The following is a 15,722-nucleotide window of genomic DNA, read 5'->3' on the forward strand; positions in this document are numbered from 1 at the left end:
AATAGTGAAAAAAAAGCAAACCGCCAGATTTTTAACCTTAAAAATCTGGCGGCAAGCGTTAGTTATTGGTTAAAATCAATATCATCTGAGGAATTGATTTTCTCATTGATGTTTTCATCTTTTTTAGGTTGCGGCTTTGTGGTCTCCACAGGCTTAGGGTTTCGCAGTTCTTCTATGGTTTGCAGTGCACCTTCATCACCATAACCGCCCATTCCTCGGAGGTCATCACAACCGTTTGTCCAGTCGGAAGGTTTTACAAATTTCTCATCAGGGGAAATATTGAGCTCTTTATTCGCCCAAACTTTCTTCATAAAAATAGCCCAAATAGGGAGTGCCATTTTCGCCCCTTGCCCTTCGCCAGTGCTCCAGAAGTGAGTGGCACGGTCTTCCCAACCTACCCAAACACCAGTGGTCAATTTCGGTACCATACCAATGAACCAACCGTCTGAGTTGTTATTGGTTGTCCCTGTTTTGGCGGCAATCTCTACTCCCTCGCTGATGCCTCTTCTGCGAAGTTCTCCAGATGCAGTACCATAACGGGCAACGCCTCTCATAATGTCTATCATAGAATAGGCGTATTTCTCGTTCATCACTTCTTTCAGTTCAGTTTTAACCTCTGTGATCACCCTGCCGTTCGCATCTTCTATCCGCCAAATCATCTCTGGTTTTACATAATTACCAAAGTTGGCAAAGGTGCTATACGCGCCCAACATTTCATAAATGGTAATATCCGACGAACCTAATGCAATGGTGTTATTTCTCGGAATATCACTCTCCACACCCAAATCTCGGGCTAAACGGATCACATTATCCACACCTGCGGCTTCTATCAATCTGGCTGCGACAGGGTTTTTGGAGTGTGCCAAGGCATCTCTAATGGTCAGCATACCGCCAGAACCTGCCACGCGCCAATTGCCTTTGGTGTAGGTGGCATTAGAAATAGGCGTACACGGCGTCATCCCTAAATTCATAATGGCTGTAGCGTAAACAAACGGCTTGAAGGTAGACCCCACCTGGCGTTTTCCTTGTTTAATATGGTCGTACTGGAAGTGTTGCCAATCTATACCGCCCACCCACGCTTTAATATCGCCAGTGGAAGGATCCATAGACATCAATCCAGCTTGTGCAATCTGCTTGTGGTAGCGGATGGAATCCCAAGGGGTCATTTCTACCTCTTCCTCGCCTTGCCAAGTGAAGCGGGTCATCTTGGTTGGCTTATGGAAATCCATCATAATGGAATCTTCAGGAACGCCTGCGGCTTTAAGTTGCTGATAGCGCCCTGTTCTTCGCACGGCTTGCATCATAATATTGTCCGCACTTTTCTTGCTGATTTTATAGAACGGACGGTTAGGGTTTCTTCTCTGCTCGGCATCAAAAGATTTTTGAAGTTGGGTTAAATGCTCCTTAATGGCTTCCTCTGCGTATTTCTGCATTCTGGAATCTAAGGTAACATAAATTTTAAGCCCATCTCGAAAGAGATTAACAGACTTTCCTGTCTTTTTTTCGTATTCTTGTAAATAATTATTGATTTCTTTTCTTAAATAATATTTATAATAAGCGGAATTCCCTTCTTCAATGTTTTTAATTGGAGTATAGTGAACAGCGACAGGTTGCGCAATCGCCTTCTCATAAGTGGCTTGGTCGATGTAACCTGTTTCTAACATCTGTTTGATTACCACATCTCGCCTCTTGGTGGCGCGCTCAATATTTCGCAAAGGGTTATTGGCGATGGGCGCTTCCAACATCGCTACGAACATTGCTGCCTCTGGGAGGGTCAGGTCTTTGGTGTGTTTGTTAAAGTAAATTTTAGAAGCCATCTCGATGCCGTGGGCATTATAGGTGAAATCAAACTTGTTGAAATACATCGTGATGATTTCTTCCTTAGTATATCGTTTTTCTAAACTCACGGCAACCACCCATTCTTTCAGTTTTTGACTGATTCTCAACAGTTTATTAGTGGAGGCTTTTTTGGTAAATAACAACTTTGCCAACTGTTGGGTAATGGTAGAACCGCCACCACGATCGCCACCGTAACGGATGGCTCTAAGGATTGACTTTAAGTCAATCCCTGAGTGTTCTTTAAAACGCTCATCTTCCTTGGCTTGTAGGGCATAGATAAGGTATGGCGGCATATCTTTATAGGTAATAGGATCGGTTTTTTCCACCTCAAATTTACCCAAAGTTACCCCATCAGAAGAGATGATTTCCGAAGCCACATAGATGTCTGGATTTTCTAAGTCTTTCACATCTGGCATCTCTCCAAGTAAGCCTTGCGAAGTGGCAAAAAATAACCCTGTAATGCCCAGCACAAAGGCGATAAGCCCTATCCAAATCAAACCAATCCACTTTCTGTAACCCGTTGATTTTTTCTTCTTGGGCGGCAGTGGGAAGGTTGCTTTTTTAGTATTTTGTTTAGAATCCATTGTTTTAGTCTTCTATTTTGATGTTAATGTTTGTATTTTTATGCCAATATCTTCTATCCCTCTCAGAGTATCTTGGCGCATTCCCTGCTTTATACTTAGTGTATAGATTCCATTTTTAGGAAATTGATAATATTCTTTATATTGAAACCAGCCTTCTTTGGTATCTCCAAAACCACTACCAATCCAGCTGCCATCAGGGTTGGCTAATCTATAATTAAGCGTGTCCGTTTTAATCGGTTTGCCGTTCTGTGCCAGCGTAGCGATGAGGAACAGATTGCTATACGGATAGTTTTGGTTATTTCTGATGATAAAAATGAGGTTTTTAGGCACATCGGCATCTTTAATATCCAACTGAAACTCCTGGGCTTGGTTTTTCGCCCACAGATTATTGACATCACGCATCTGCACCTCGCCAGCATCTTGCTGACAGGAAATCCCCAATACCACGATGATCCATAGCCACCACTTATGCATTGCCTGTATTGTTTTTAGGTTTGCCACCACCGCGCTTAAAGTTCTTAGACTTTAGGCGTGGTTTTTTATCTCTGTTTGAGGGATTATTCCGTCTTGAATGGCCTTGCTGCTGCGGTTTCTCTCCCTGCGGCGTGTTAGGCGTTTCTCTTTTTTTAGAAGGATCCGAAGATTTTCTATTTCTACTTTTTTTCTTCTGTGGCTTGCGCTTTTCAAAACGGTCTACGCTATTCTCTTGGATTAAATCTACCGTTTCTAAAACATTGGTGTTGAGCGCTTTTACCTCTTCTAACGATGGTGTTTTCTCTCCTTTTTTATTGGTTCTGATGAGTTCTTTAACCTCATCGGTGTCCAAATCATACCAAACCATCGGGTTTTCCGCATAAGCGAACCACATCTTCTTCTTGAAAACATCTATTTTGATGCAGAACGCCTTGCCTTTTTCGGTGTTCAGCGTGGTATTGGTAGACGGAAAATCATCTAAGGCATCTAAATAACTCTCCAACTCAAAGTTGAGACAGCATTTGAGTTTCCCGCACTGCCCTGCCAATTTTTGAGGGTTGATACTCAACTGTTGGTAGCGTGCCGCATTGGTATTAACCGACCTAAAATCCGTCAACCAAGTGGAACAGCAAAGCTCTCTTCCGCAGGAGCCAATCCCACCAACTTTAGCCGCTTCTTGCCGATACCCGATTTGTTTCATATCAATTTTAGTCCGAAACATCGTGGCAAATTCCTTGATCAACTGGCGGAAATCCACGCGCCCATCGGCGGTATAGTAAAAAGTCGCCTTAGTGCCATCACCCTGAAACTCTACATCTGAAATTTTCATTTGAAGGTTAAGGTTTCTGGCTATTTTTCGAGCTTGTAACTTCACGCCATCTTCCTTTGCTCTGGCGGCTTGCCAAGTGTCAATATCCTTTTGGTTGGCTAATCTATAAACTTTTGGGCATTCCTCTGCTCTGGCTTTTTTCTTTCGCATTTGGATTTTCACCAACTCGCCAGCCAAGCTCACTATGCCTATATCGTGCCCCGGATTTACCTCTACTGTAACTATGCTGCCTACGCTTAATGGCAGGTTACTTGCGTTTTTAAAAAAAGCTTTTCTCTCGTTTTTAAACCTGACCTCTACAAACTCATTGGCTGTTTTGGTGGGTGGCTTAATGTTAGAAAGCCAATCAAAAACGCTTAATTTATAACTATTGCCACAGGTGTCTACGCTGGCGCAGCCTGTAGCGGATTTAGTTCCACAACTATGGTTAGAGGTTCCGGATGCTCCACATCCACAACTCATATGTATTCTATTTTAACTATTATATAAATGCAAAAATAGCATAAATTTATTTTATAGCCTTATTTTTTTACAAAGGATTGATTTCTATGGCGTTCTCTCGATTGGAGTAATGCTATTTCTGCCAAAGTAATAAAGTTTAAAGCAAATAAGCCAACAATCAGGCACAAGCGCTAAACTGTTTAATATTAAACAGAAATTTTATCAGAGTTAATTTTAGCCTTTATTACCTTGTAATATAGCTATTTATTTATTCTATGCATATTATTTATCATCAAACACCATCAATTAAATGGCAGTTGTTTAAAAAAAATGTTTATATTTGGACACTCTTATATAATTCAAAACTTATGAAAAAAATATTGATTACCGCAAGCGTTTTATGTGGACTTACGGCTTATGCAGGGGGCTTTAGAGTATCTTTACAAGGGGTTAAGCAACTGGCAATGGCGCACACCAGTGCCCACGCAGAAGATGCCAGCATCGCCTTTTTTAACCCTGCAGGAATTTCTTTTATCCCTACGAAATTGAGCATCGTGGCAGGTGGTTTTGGTGTAAAAACCGATATAGATTATCAGAATCTAAATACTTTAGAATCTTATTCTACAGAAAATCCGATAGGAACGCCTATCTATGCCGCTATTGCGTATAAAGTAACCGATCAGTTTTCGGTAGGGTTTAGTTTTACCACGCCTTTTGGAAGTACCATCCAATGGCCTTCGGACTGGAGTGGCAAAGAAATGGTACAGAAAATGGAGCTGAAGAGTTTCTATTTCCAACCTATGGTGTCTTTTAAATTGGCAGACTGGGTTTCTGTGGGTGGTAGCTACATCTACGCCAAAGGAAGCGTGAACTGGGACAAAGCCGTTACCAGCGCCAATGGTACGATGAACATTAAAGACGACCAAGCCTCTGGTCATGGGTTTGGGTTAGGCTTTTATTTCCAACCGAATGACAAGTTAGATGTGAGCATTGCCTACCGTTCGCCAGTAGATATAAAAGCGGACAACGGCACCGTCACTTTTAATATGCCGAAATCACTCTTCGCCCTTAGAGGATTGGACAGCAATGGTCAAGACCGATTTAAAGCCACTTTACCTTTGGCAGAAGAATACACCATTGGTGCTACTTATAAAATCACACCGAAATGGTTAGTTTCCGCAGATTTCAACTATACTGGTTGGTCAAGATACGGTCAATTGACTTTAGATTTTGACAAAGCCACCTTAGGCAACCAACCTGATGACAATACCGTTTTGATCACGCCTAAAAACTTCAAAAATACCCAAACTTGGCGTGTAGGTACACAATATATGGTAACGGATAAAATAGCGGCGCGCTTAGGTTATTATTACGATGAATCGCCCTACGCAGATGAAGATTTTATCCCAGAAACACCATCGTTCAATGCGCAAGTGCTCACCGCTGGGTTAGGCTTTAAGCTCAATCGTTTTGGTGTAGATTTGGGCGTGGGTATTCCATTCTACAAATCCAGAGCCGTTAATAACGATTACTACAACTTCTATGGACAAGCTAAGGCTAAAGCCGTTTACTTCGGTTTAGGACTTTCTTATAATGCATTTTAATCTCAACTATTATGAAAAAAATAATCATATCTTCATTCGCAATAGCTGCCCTATTTTCGGTAGCCAGCTGTAATAATGATTTTGACAACGATGTTACTTCTACCGTAATTTCTAATGGCGAAGCCGACTTTTCTAACTATGTAGCCTTAGGGAACTCCCTTACTTCGGGGTACAGAGACGGAACTCTATACGCCAGCGGACAGGAGGAATCTTACCCTGTGATGGTGGCAGCACAAATGCAAAAAGCTGGTGGTGGCACCTTCACTCAACCTATGATGCCTAACGACATTGGTGGCTTTACCAATATCCCAGGTTTTGCAGGGAAACTTACTTTAAAAGTAGTAGACAACTCTTTAGCGCCTGTGGCTTCAGCGCCAGCTGCGGCATTAGACCATATTTCTGGCAAGTTCAATAATATGGGCGTGCCAGGTGCTAAATCATTCCATCTCTTAGCAGAAGGCTATGGTAACCCTGCCGCTTTAGCGGTAGGAAAAGCCAACCCTTTCTTTGTGAGGTTTGCCTCAGCGCCAACCACGTCCGTGCTAAAAGATGCGATGGCACAAAAACCGACTTTCTTCTCATTATGGATCGGGAATAATGACGTCCTTTCTTATGCCTCTTCAGGCGGCGTGGGCGTGGACCAAAAAGGAAATTTAGACCCACGCACCTACGGAAGTAACGATATTAGCGACCCCGATGTAGTGGCTGGTTCTATTAAAGCTATCCTTGAAGGAATGAAAGCCGTGGGCGCCACCAAAGGTGTTATCGCGAATATTCCTAATGTGACTTCTATTCCGTTTTTCACAACAATACCTTATAATCCTGTGCCGTTAGACCAAGCGACCGCAGATTTATTCAACCAAAAAGTGGCAGGCATTAAGCAAATTTTAACTGCCTATGGCGAGGGGAATAGAATTGCGACCTTAAAAGCGGGCGCCAACCCTTTACTCATCAAAGATGAGGCATTGAAAGATTTATCCAAAGAAATTACAACGGCTTTAGTGCAGGCAGGCGTTCCTTTAGCTCAAGCGGCAGTAGCTGGAAAAATCTTTGGGCAGGCAAGGCATACCACTTCGGAGGATTTAATCCCTCTAACGACCAAAAGTGCTATCAACACCCAGCCTAATTACCCTTATGCTGTAGAGCCTTTTAACCGTTATGGCATTACTTTCCCACTGGAAGACCAGCATGTGCTCACCGTTACAGAAAAACAAGAGGTACTGACTGCAACAGCAGCTTATAACCAAAGAATTAAAGCTTTAGCCGATGCTTATGGTTTAGCTTTTGTAGATGCCAGTAGCAAGCTAAACGAGCTTTCAAAATCATCAGGTATTCGGTTTGATGGGGTTAAATATACCGCTACTTATATTGCTGGTGGTGCATTCTCCTTAGATGGCGTTCACTTAACAGGTAGAGGATACGCTGTGATAGCGAATGAGTTCATCAAAGCGATTAACGCCCAATACAAATCGACTTTACCACAAGTCAACCCTAATGCTTACTCAGGGGTTCAGTTCCCTTAAAATCAATAACAAAAAAGCCGGTTAGAATTTTTAACCGGCTTTTTTTATGGTAAAAAACCACTTAGCGGAAGTTTCATTTACAACAATTTTATTCATCAAAAAAAGGCAATGGCTCAAAAATAAATCCAAGTTTTTTTAATCTACCTCACTTCCTAAATCTTTCATACCAGTTTGCAATACTTCCTACCCCCTTCAAAGGGGAATTGAGCAAATCCAATCATTCAACCTTCTATTCACTCCACCAACTACCGTTCAGCAGCGTAAAACAACGGTTCGGGAAGTTATTTTTGTGTGCCTTTGGGGCGAGGATTATCTTTGCTTCATCATCTTAAAAGCATATCAAAATGAAAACAAAATTTCAAATTTCAAAATGGGCATTGGCACTCGGTTTTACCGTGATTTCTTACCTTGGTTACGCCCAAACCAATGACGAAAAAACGATGGCAGAACAAATTCATCTGCTGCAACAAGCCCAAACCCCAGAAGATTTTGATGCAGTGGCTCAACAGTTTAGCCACATAGCCGAACAAACGCCAGAAGATTGGTTACCAGCTTATTACACAGCATTGGCATTACTCCAAGAAGGGCGGCGGATGCTGAAAGACTCCACTCAAATACCGCAATTGGATCCCCTCACTGATAAGGCTTGGGAGTACATCAAAAAAGCCGAAGCCGTGTCGCCTCCAAATGCAGAAATTTATATTTTGAAGAAAATATATCATAATTTAAAATTAGTTGTAAATCCTCAAAAACGCTACCTTACGGAGATCCCCGAAGGCAAAAAAGCCCTTAAAATGGCTCAACTTTTGGATCCTGAAAACCCAAGAATTACCCTACTCCAAGCGGAAGAAGCCTACTTTATCCCACCCAATTTTGGAGGCAACCGCACGCAAGCGATGGCTTTGTTTAAGAAGGCTTTAACTCAATTTGAAACCTATCGCCCCAAAACAGCTTTGTCTCCCAATTGGGGAAAAGAAGAAGCAATGTATTTCATCAATTCGCAATCATTTTAAGTATTTTTGTTTCATTTAATAATAATTCTATGCGAAAATTCCTTTGGGAGCTCTTCATTTTTATGATGATCAGCATCGCCATATTCTTACCTCAAGAACACAAAACTTGGTACAAATTCTTTCTATCATTCAGTATATCAGCGGTTTATTTTTTAGGATTTGGTTTGTCCAACGGGCTTCTTCACCAAGTGCTTAATCAAAAAATGTCTTGGAAAACGCCAATTCATACGCGTTTCTTTTGGACGATTTTGACCACGATAGGTCTCAATTTAACGATGACTTTTTTAGTGAGTTTCGTGAGTATTCAACTGATACAAAGGCAGTCTGTGGATATGTTTAGCGAGAAAATGATGTTTGCCAATGGGCTGATTTTCTCCCTTGCTCTGTTTATTTCGGTGGGTTTTTATTACTATTATTCGATGGTGGAGGTCAAACGAAATTACGAAGCTAAATTGGAGGCGGAACAACGCTTGGCACAGGCAAAAATCTCCCAATTTGAAGGGTTAAAAAGCCAGTTGGACCCTCATTTTTTGTTCAATTCGCTGAATATTCTCACGGCGCTCATTGCGGAAAATCCCGAAAAAGCCCAACGCTTTACCGAAGAATTATCCCATATTTACCGCTATATTTTGGAGCAAAAAGAACGCCCTTGGGTGAACATCTCCGAAGAAATGGCTTTTGCGAAATCTTACCTTCATCTGTTGAAAACCCGCTTTGAGGAGAGCATTCAATTTGAAATTTTAGGTGAAATTCCTGAGGAAAAATGGCTGATTCCGTTATCTTTGCAATTGTTGCTGGAAAATGCCATCAAGCACAATATCGCCACGCTCCAGCAACCCTTAAAAATCCGAATTTATGCCGAAAATAACCATTTAATCGTGGAAAATAATTTGCAAAAACGCCCTAAAAACACCGCTCGGAAAGGCTTCGGTTTGACGAATATCCAAAAACGCTATGCCTTGCAAACGCAACAGACCGTGGGCATAGAGGAAACCGCTACGAAATTCAGCGTTAAACTGCCCATTATCAACCTTTTAAACTCATAAAAAACAATGATTAAAACGGTTATTATAGAAGATGAAGCCTTGGCAATGAGGCGGTTACAAAAGATGCTCAGCCATTTTCCAGAAGTGGAAATCGTGGGTGTTATCCGCTCGGTGGCAGAGGGTGTGGCATACTTTAAAAATCACCCGCACCCCGACCTTATTTTGTCGGATATTGCCCTTGGGGATGGGCTTTCTTTTGATATTTTTGAGGAAATTCCTACACAGAGTTTCATCATCTACACCACCGCTTTTGACCAATATACGCTGCGTGCCTTCCAACTCAACTCCATTGATTATCTCCTGAAACCCTTTACCCAAGAGGCTTTACAGCAAGCGATAGAAAAATACAAAACTTTTAGACCGCCACAACAGAGCTACCAGCAACTCAATTTTAGAGAGCTGATACAAAAAGAGCCGCCCAAGCTCGCTCGGCTATTGGTGAAAATCGGTTACAACCTGAAAATCATTGCGATAGAGGAGGTTTTATGCTTTTACACCGAACACAAAATCGTGTATGCTCAAACGGCGGAGCGTGCCTATCCCATTGATTTTTCGTTGGAAGAATTGGAAAAAGTGTTGGAACCCACCTTGTTTTTTCGGGTCAATCGGCAGACCATTCTTGGGCTCTCGCACATCAAAAACATCCACACATCGCCCACTTACACCGTGGAACTCTACCACCACAGCACGCCCATCAGCATCAGCCGCGAGCGTGTAAAAAACTTTAAAGACTGGCTGGAAGGGAAAAATTAAATTTTTTAAGTCTGATATAAACTTGTGATAGCTTTCCTTGTCTCCTCAAAAGGGGCTTCCGCAAGCAATAATACCCATTCAGGCGGGGGTGGCAGGTAGCAGCCTCAGGCGATTTTGACACGAACTTGCGAACTCGGCGGAGCCAATTTTAATCTTTGAATAATTTTAAATTATGAAATTTGGCATATGAAATACCTTTGGACAAACACTTCACTCGACGGACACCTCTCTTTAAAAAAGAGGGGAATTATTCACAACTTCACGCACAATTTTCTCCTTTCGGAGGGTTGAACGGGTAGTACCCAAAAGCGATTTTTTTTGTAAAAATGAATAATTGCTTGCAGGTGCCACCTGCCTCTCCGTTTGCGTGAGGGCGGAGGGCATTGTTGGAGCTCTTTTTTGATTTTTTTTGAGAAAAATCAAAAAAAGCGACTGCCCGTAGACCGACGCACTGCCTTTTTCCCTTGAAAAAAAGGCAGTGCAGCACGCCCAAAATAAAATATTCAAAAATTTAATAATTTAAAGATTGAAGAATTGGCTACGCTTTGATAATCGCCTGCGGAGGCTCTCCGCTCCCCCTTCGGAGGAAGCAGGGGTAGGTAGGCAAGCTCGTGTCAAACCTACGAACTGGGGGAAGTTAATTTTGAATCTACTTCCTCCGTATGGCGTTTCCCAAAGGCGATCCACAGCAAGGCACTGATGAGCAACAACAACGGATAAAATGAATAGCTGAGCAAAGTTAAATATTGGATTTTCTCTTCGCTGAGGGCAATCAAGATGAGTACCTGCGCGCCATATGGCAACACGCCCTGCACCACGCACGAAAAAATATCTAATACCGATGCCATATTTTTGGGTTGGATACGAAAAGTTTCGCTGATGGTTTTTGCCACTTTGCCCGAAATAATGATGGAAATCGTGTTGTTTGCCGTCGCCATATCCACCACTGCCACCAAGCTCCCCACGCCCAACAATGCCGTGCGATAGCCTGAAATCCGCTGTTTGATGGCACTCAAAATATAGGTAATGCCACCCGCTTTTTCCACCATCGCTGCCAGTCCGCCTGTGAGGAGCGAGAGGAGGAAAATTTCTTGCATACTCGTAAAGCCTTCGTAGATTTTTTTGCTGAGCCCCATCACATCTAAACCGCTCAAAATCAAGCCTAAACCTCCGCTAAACGCCACACCGATCAGCAATACCAAAAAGACATTAACGCCCAATAACGAAAGGACAATCACGAGCAAATACGGCAATGCCAAGAGCCAATTTCCGCCATCGTTTTGAGGAAGATTGGGCACGGTGGAGAGCACCGCTTCTTGGGTGAAAACAATGTAAAGCACGATGGACAACACCGCTGCTGGCAAGGCAATGGCGATATTGGTTTTGAATTTATCCTTCATAGAACAGCCCAAAGATTGCGTTGCGGCGATGGTGGTATCGGAAATCATCGAGAGGTTGTCGCCGAGCATCGCACCGCCCAAAAGCGCTGCCCCAATATAATTGGCATCTACGCCACCTTCGGCAAAGCCCATCGCCACAGAACCGAGCGCCACAATCGTGCCCACAGAAGTCCCCGAAGCTATGGAAATAAACGCGGCAATCACGAAAATCCCCACAGGAATATACGCCAGCGGCACCCATTGCAAACCGTAATTAACGATGACCTCCACGCTTCCCACCGATTTTGAAACCGTAGCAAACGCTCCTGCCAGTAGGTAAATAATGCACATACTCAGGATTTTATGGTCGCCGCAGCCCGAGAGAAATTGTTCCACTTTGTCGTTGAAACTGCCTTTAAACAGGATAAAAGCGGCGATAATTCCCACCAAAACCGCCACAGGGGAAGGCAAGGCGTAAAAATCACCAAAATAAATGCCGCAGCCTAAAAAGACCAGCACAAAAATCAACAAGGGCAAAATGCTTGTAAAAGATACCGTTTTCATTTTCAATTTGTTATGTATTAAATTCAACTGAGTTGTAGCGAAGTTTTTCCTCGCCATAACGCGATCAAAGACCTCTTAGGCAAGCCTTGTTTGATAGAAAAAACGGTACATATTGGGGTAAGTATCAACATTTTTTCCAGAACTGGCTTATCATTTTTAGCACCTTGCTTGTTGTTGCAGGTTGCTACCTCCCTCCGAGGTTCTTGATAATAGACCGCAAATATAGGGAATTTTGTTTGTATGATTCCAAATTTTGGATTGAAAGTTTGAAAAATTTGTGAGATAATAAACTTGCAGATAATTCCCCTCTTTAAAAAAGAGGGGTGGCACACAGTGACGGGGGGTTGCCGAAAGGTATTTAGCTTCGTTCAGTCGCAAGCTCTTGTCAGATTTAATATTCATCATTTAAAATTGGGCAACAAGCCTGTGTACTGGGCGAAGGCAATTTTTAAATCTTTCGCTTTCCAACAATGATTTCCCTTTATTTTTTATAATTTAGCCGAATGAAATTTTTGTGTAGAAGTGGACTTTTTTATGGAGTTCCGCTTGATGAAAACAAAAATTCAACGCTATATTTATAATCAATATCTACCTGAGAATGAGCCTATTTACTAAATTTTTAATCGGAATTATTGCGGCAGAGCACCTTTATATTATGTATTTTGAAATGCTGGCGTGGGAACGCATTGGCAAAAGGGTTTTTAAGTTTTTGCCTGAAAATTTATTTACACCCACCAAAGGTTTGGCAGCGAACCAAGGGCTTTATAATGGTTTTTTGGCAGCAGGATTACTCTGGACTTTTTTTATCACCGATGCCATTTGGGCGAAAAATATCGCTCTTTTTTTCTTGGTCTGCGTTGCTGTGGCTGGCATTTATGGGGCTATTAGTGGCACGAGAAAAATTTTCTTCTTACAAGCCTTACCCGTCCTCATCGCTATTATAAGTTTGATGATTTAATGGACGGATTTCATCTTTCATCGTGTTATCTTTCTCTTTTTTGACCTAAAAAAGGCATTCCAACATACGCTGAAATGCCCTTTTATTTATGATAAAATCATCAAAAAGTTGGTGCTTTTTTGAAAATCCGACTCTACAAAAGCTCGCCCAAATGCCCAATATTGGCACTGATGGCACTTTCTACATCGCCAAATTTACCTTCGGCTAATTTTTTAAACATAGAAGTGGTGAAGCCTTTCATCTGTTGGAGCGTGATGTGCGGCGGCATCGCTAAGGAATTCGGATTGGTGTAAACATTGAGCAAGGCAGGTCCCTCGTGTGCGAAAATTTCCTTTAAGGCACTCTCCACCTCTTCGGCTTTGTGCACCGCCATACTCTTCATCCCCATCAGCGTACCGATTTTGTCAAATTCGGGATTGACCATATTGGTTTGCCAATCCACATAGCCGTTCACCTGCATTTCCAGCTTTACCATTCCCAAACTGCGGTTGTTAAACACGATGATTTTAATCGGAAATTGATACTGCATAATGGTCGCCAAATCACCCAAAAGCATAGAAATTCCACCATCTCCACACATCGCAATCACTTGTCTGTCTTTTTGGGAAGCCGCCGCCCCAATCGCCATCGGCATTGCATTCGCCATAGAGCCGTGGTTGAAGGAGCCCGTGAGGTAACGCTGGCGTTTGCCCTTGATAAAACGCGCCGCCCACACGGAGGTCATCCCTGTATCTACGGTAAAAATGGCATCATCATCCGCCAGTTGGTTGATCATATGTGCCACATATTCAGGGTGAATTTCATCGATTTTGCCATCAGTATTGACGAATTTATCCAATGCTTCCTCACTTTTGCGGTGTTCTTTTTGCATTTCGGTAAGGAAATCGGTGTCAATATTGCCCTTCAATAGCGGTAACAATGCGGTAAGGGTGTCCTTAATATCGCCTGCCAAGCCCATACTGACTTTGGCTCTTCGCCCTATGCGAGCGGGTTGGTGGTCTATTTGCACGATTTTCGTTTTCTGCGGTAAAAATTCGGCATAAGGGAAATCGGTGCCGAGCATCAGCAAAACATCGGCTTCGTTGCAAGTGAGATAGCCCGAACGATGCCCCAAAAGCCCATTGAGCCCCGTAGCAAAGGCATTATCATCGGTATCAAAAAATATTTTCCCTCGGAATGAAAACGCCATCGGTGCATTGAGTTTCGCTGCCAATGCCTTGACTTCTACCACTGCGTGCCGACAGCCGTGTCCGCAATAGAGTGCGATTTTTTTGTTTTCGTTGAGAAGGTCTGCCAAAGCCTGCAACTCCGCATCAGAAGGGCGAAAGATGCTTTGGGTATTGTAATTTCGCTGCGAGGTGATGATGTCCACCGCTGGTGCCGCCGCTACATCGCCTGGTAAACCGACCACCGCCACGCCTTTTTGCTCCGTAGCCACCTGTATGGCGTGCTGCAACATATGCGGAAACTGGGTGGGCGTATTGGCAACATACACATATTTACTGCAATCTTGGAAGAGATAAAACGGATTGGTCTCTTGGAAATAATCTTGCCCAAATTTGTTGGAAGGGCAGGTGCTGGCAATCGCAATTACGGGGTTTCCGGATCTGTTGGCATCATAAAGACCGTTGATCAGATGCACATGCCCTGGCCCAGAACTGCCCATACAACAGCCAATGCCGTTGAGTTCCGCATCCATAGAGGCGGCATAAGCTCCCGCTTCTTCGTGGCGGACATGGATCCATTCTATTCGCCCATCTCTGCGGATGGCATCATTCACAGGATTGAGGCTATCGCCAGTAATGCCATAGACGCGCTTCACGCCTGCATTAACCAGCATTTCTACTAATTGATCAGCTACTGTTTTGGACATTTTATAAGGGTTTTAAAGTTCAAAGTTAGTAAAGATTTTTGAGATGGAGGCTTTTATCATTTTTGAAAATAAAAAAACTCACACCTTTTTATTTGGTATGAGTTGTATATTTTTTAATCTATCCTTGAATTAGTTTTCTTGGATAATTCTTTTAGCAAATCTGTAGCGTGGTCCCCAGTAACCATCATTCAACGAAGAAATCATAACGCCTCTTGATGTCGCTGCGTGGATGAATTTTACCTCGCCATCTTCTGTCACTTCTTGTACAATCCCTACATGAGAAATGCGTCTGCCGTGTGAGAAGAATACCAAATCGCCTCTTTTGAGTTCTGATTTAGCCACTCTTTCGCCTTCTTGAGCTTGTGCTGCCGCTACTCTTGGCAAACTAATTCCTGTTGCTTCATTAAATACTGAAAGTACGAATGCTGAGCAATCAATCCCTCTTCTACTCGTTCCTCCGAAGCGGTAAGGGGTTCCAATATAAGTGCTGGCTTGGTTGAGAATATCGTCTATAGTTTTCTCGTGTTGTATGGCTTTTTCTATTTCAGCTCTGGCTTCTAATTTGTTGAGTTCCGTTAGTGTGGCTTTTGCTGCTTCAAAATTATCATCAGCATAGAGTGATTTTTTCGCTGATACTAAACTTGCCTTGCTGATTTTGGGTACATTGGCATTGGTTTTGTTATAAAAGTCTTGCTGAGATGGTGTAGCGCTAACCACATAATTGCTCACACAAGATTGTAAAGATAATATAGAAATAGCCGCAACGATATAGGTTAAAAATTGATTTCTCATTTTTTTATTTTGGAATAACAACGAAGCAAAAATACATATTGCATATTAAG

At 42.6% G+C, this 15,722-nt stretch carries 13 protein-coding genes and 1 riboswitch; of the genes, 6 read left to right on the plus strand and 7 right to left on the minus strand.

Features of this window, described 5'->3' with window-relative positions:
- Positions 1–62 precede the first annotated feature (62 nt).
- The 3 genes from NYR17_RS00070 to NYR17_RS00080 are packed head-to-tail and all read right to left on the minus strand — an operon-like array spanning position 63 to position 4,188.
- Positions 63–2,423, minus strand: coding sequence for a penicillin-binding protein 1A (locus NYR17_RS00070; RefSeq protein WP_302505497.1), 2,361 nt, complete (start codon positions 2,421–2,423; stop codon positions 63–65).
- Positions 2,424–2,435: 12 nt separating this feature from the next.
- Positions 2,436–2,897, minus strand: coding sequence for a gliding motility lipoprotein GldH (locus tag NYR17_RS00075; protein ID WP_302505498.1), 462 nt, complete (start codon positions 2,895–2,897; stop codon positions 2,436–2,438).
- Positions 2,890–4,188, minus strand: a complete 1,299-nt coding sequence (locus NYR17_RS00080; RefSeq protein WP_302505499.1) for a PSP1 domain-containing protein — start codon at positions 4,186–4,188, stop codon at positions 2,890–2,892. The genes NYR17_RS00075 and NYR17_RS00080 overlap by 8 nt, the downstream gene beginning before the upstream one ends.
- 347 nt (positions 4,189–4,535) lie before the next feature.
- Between NYR17_RS00080 and NYR17_RS00085 the strand changes: the two genes are divergently transcribed.
- The 5 genes from NYR17_RS00085 to NYR17_RS00105 all read left to right on the plus strand — a co-directional run bounded on the left by NYR17_RS00085 (position 4,536) and on the right by NYR17_RS00105 (position 10,106).
- Positions 4,536–5,771, plus strand: a complete 1,236-nt coding sequence (locus NYR17_RS00085) for an OmpP1/FadL family transporter (RefSeq protein WP_302505500.1) — start codon at positions 4,536–4,538, stop codon at positions 5,769–5,771.
- Positions 5,772–5,782: 11 nt separating this feature from the next.
- The gene (locus NYR17_RS00090) at positions 5,783–7,294 is read left to right on the plus strand and encodes a G-D-S-L family lipolytic protein (RefSeq protein ID WP_302505501.1); all 1,512 of its coding nucleotides are present in this window, start codon (positions 5,783–5,785) and stop codon (positions 7,292–7,294) included.
- Positions 7,295–7,638: 344 nt separating this feature from the next.
- The gene (locus NYR17_RS00095; RefSeq protein ID WP_302505502.1) at positions 7,639–8,307 is read left to right on the plus strand and encodes a hypothetical protein; all 669 of its coding nucleotides are present in this window, start codon (positions 7,639–7,641) and stop codon (positions 8,305–8,307) included.
- A 29-nt stretch (positions 8,308–8,336) separates the two neighbouring features.
- Positions 8,337–9,353 carry a sensor histidine kinase gene (locus tag NYR17_RS00100; protein WP_302505503.1) on the plus strand — a complete coding sequence of 339 codons (1,017 nt, stop codon included), beginning with the start codon at positions 8,337–8,339 and terminating at the stop codon, positions 9,351–9,353.
- Between the two features lie 6 nt (positions 9,354–9,359).
- Complete coding sequence (locus tag NYR17_RS00105; protein ID WP_302505504.1) at positions 9,360–10,106, plus strand: LytR/AlgR family response regulator transcription factor; 747 nt, start codon at positions 9,360–9,362, stop codon at positions 10,104–10,106.
- 231 nt (positions 10,107–10,337) lie between these two features.
- Here the strand turns inward: NYR17_RS00105 and NYR17_RS00110 are convergent, their stop codons facing one another.
- Both NYR17_RS00110 and NYR17_RS00115 read right to left on the minus strand, forming a co-directional pair.
- The gene (locus NYR17_RS00110; protein WP_302505505.1) at positions 10,338–10,613 is read right to left on the minus strand and encodes a hypothetical protein; all 276 of its coding nucleotides are present in this window, start codon (positions 10,611–10,613) and stop codon (positions 10,338–10,340) included.
- 113 nt (positions 10,614–10,726) lie between these two features.
- The gene (locus tag NYR17_RS00115) at positions 10,727–12,049 is read right to left on the minus strand and encodes a Na+/H+ antiporter NhaC family protein (protein WP_302505506.1); all 1,323 of its coding nucleotides are present in this window, start codon (positions 12,047–12,049) and stop codon (positions 10,727–10,729) included.
- 120 nt (positions 12,050–12,169) lie between these two features.
- Positions 12,170–12,264, minus strand: a riboswitch (SAM-I-IV-variant riboswitch).
- Between the two features lie 383 nt (positions 12,265–12,647).
- Between NYR17_RS00115 and NYR17_RS00120 the strand changes: the two genes are divergently transcribed.
- Positions 12,648–13,007 carry a DUF1304 domain-containing protein gene (locus tag NYR17_RS00120; protein WP_302505507.1) on the plus strand — a complete coding sequence of 120 codons (360 nt, stop codon included), beginning with the start codon at positions 12,648–12,650 and terminating at the stop codon, positions 13,005–13,007.
- 133 nt (positions 13,008–13,140) lie between these two features.
- Here NYR17_RS00120 and NYR17_RS00125 read toward each other — a convergent pair whose 3' ends face one another.
- Both NYR17_RS00125 and NYR17_RS00130 read right to left on the minus strand, forming a co-directional pair.
- Positions 13,141–14,880: a thiamine pyrophosphate-dependent enzyme gene (locus NYR17_RS00125; RefSeq protein WP_302505508.1), complete on the minus strand. Its 1,740-nt coding sequence runs from the start codon at positions 14,878–14,880 to the stop codon at positions 13,141–13,143.
- A gap of 129 nt (positions 14,881–15,009) precedes the next feature.
- Positions 15,010–15,672, minus strand: a complete 663-nt coding sequence (locus NYR17_RS00130) for a C40 family peptidase (RefSeq protein WP_302505509.1) — start codon at positions 15,670–15,672, stop codon at positions 15,010–15,012.
- Positions 15,673–15,722: the final 50 nt, after the last annotated feature.

This window comes from Riemerella columbina, assembly GCF_030517065.1.
Classification (GTDB): domain Bacteria; phylum Bacteroidota; class Bacteroidia; order Flavobacteriales; family Weeksellaceae; genus Riemerella; species Riemerella columbina_A.

What these genes read in the sequence shown, in the direction of transcription:
- NYR17_RS00070 (WP_302505497.1), bottom strand. Translation starts at nt 2,423, where the DNA reads ATGGATTCTAAACAAAATACTAAAAAAGCAACCTTCCCACTGCCGCCC.
- NYR17_RS00075 (WP_302505498.1), bottom strand. Translation starts at nt 2,897, where the DNA reads ATGCATAAGTGGTGGCTATGGATCATCGTGGTATTGGGGATTTCCTGT.
- NYR17_RS00080 (WP_302505499.1), bottom strand. Translation starts at nt 4,188, where the DNA reads ATGAGTTGTGGATGTGGAGCATCCGGAACCTCTAACCATAGTTGTGGA.
- NYR17_RS00085 (WP_302505500.1), top strand. Translation starts at nt 4,536, where the DNA reads ATGAAAAAAATATTGATTACCGCAAGCGTTTTATGTGGACTTACGGCT.
- NYR17_RS00090 (WP_302505501.1), top strand. Translation starts at nt 5,783, where the DNA reads ATGAAAAAAATAATCATATCTTCATTCGCAATAGCTGCCCTATTTTCG.
- NYR17_RS00095 (WP_302505502.1), top strand. Translation starts at nt 7,639, where the DNA reads ATGAAAACAAAATTTCAAATTTCAAAATGGGCATTGGCACTCGGTTTT.
- NYR17_RS00100 (WP_302505503.1), top strand. Translation starts at nt 8,337, where the DNA reads ATGCGAAAATTCCTTTGGGAGCTCTTCATTTTTATGATGATCAGCATC.
- NYR17_RS00105 (WP_302505504.1), top strand. Translation starts at nt 9,360, where the DNA reads ATGATTAAAACGGTTATTATAGAAGATGAAGCCTTGGCAATGAGGCGG.
- NYR17_RS00115 (WP_302505506.1), bottom strand. Translation starts at nt 12,049, where the DNA reads ATGAAAACGGTATCTTTTACAAGCATTTTGCCCTTGTTGATTTTTGTG.
- NYR17_RS00120 (WP_302505507.1), top strand. Translation starts at nt 12,648, where the DNA reads ATGAGCCTATTTACTAAATTTTTAATCGGAATTATTGCGGCAGAGCAC.
- NYR17_RS00125 (WP_302505508.1), bottom strand. Translation starts at nt 14,880, where the DNA reads ATGTCCAAAACAGTAGCTGATCAATTAGTAGAAATGCTGGTTAATGCA.
- NYR17_RS00130 (WP_302505509.1), bottom strand. Translation starts at nt 15,672, where the DNA reads ATGAGAAATCAATTTTTAACCTATATCGTTGCGGCTATTTCTATATTA.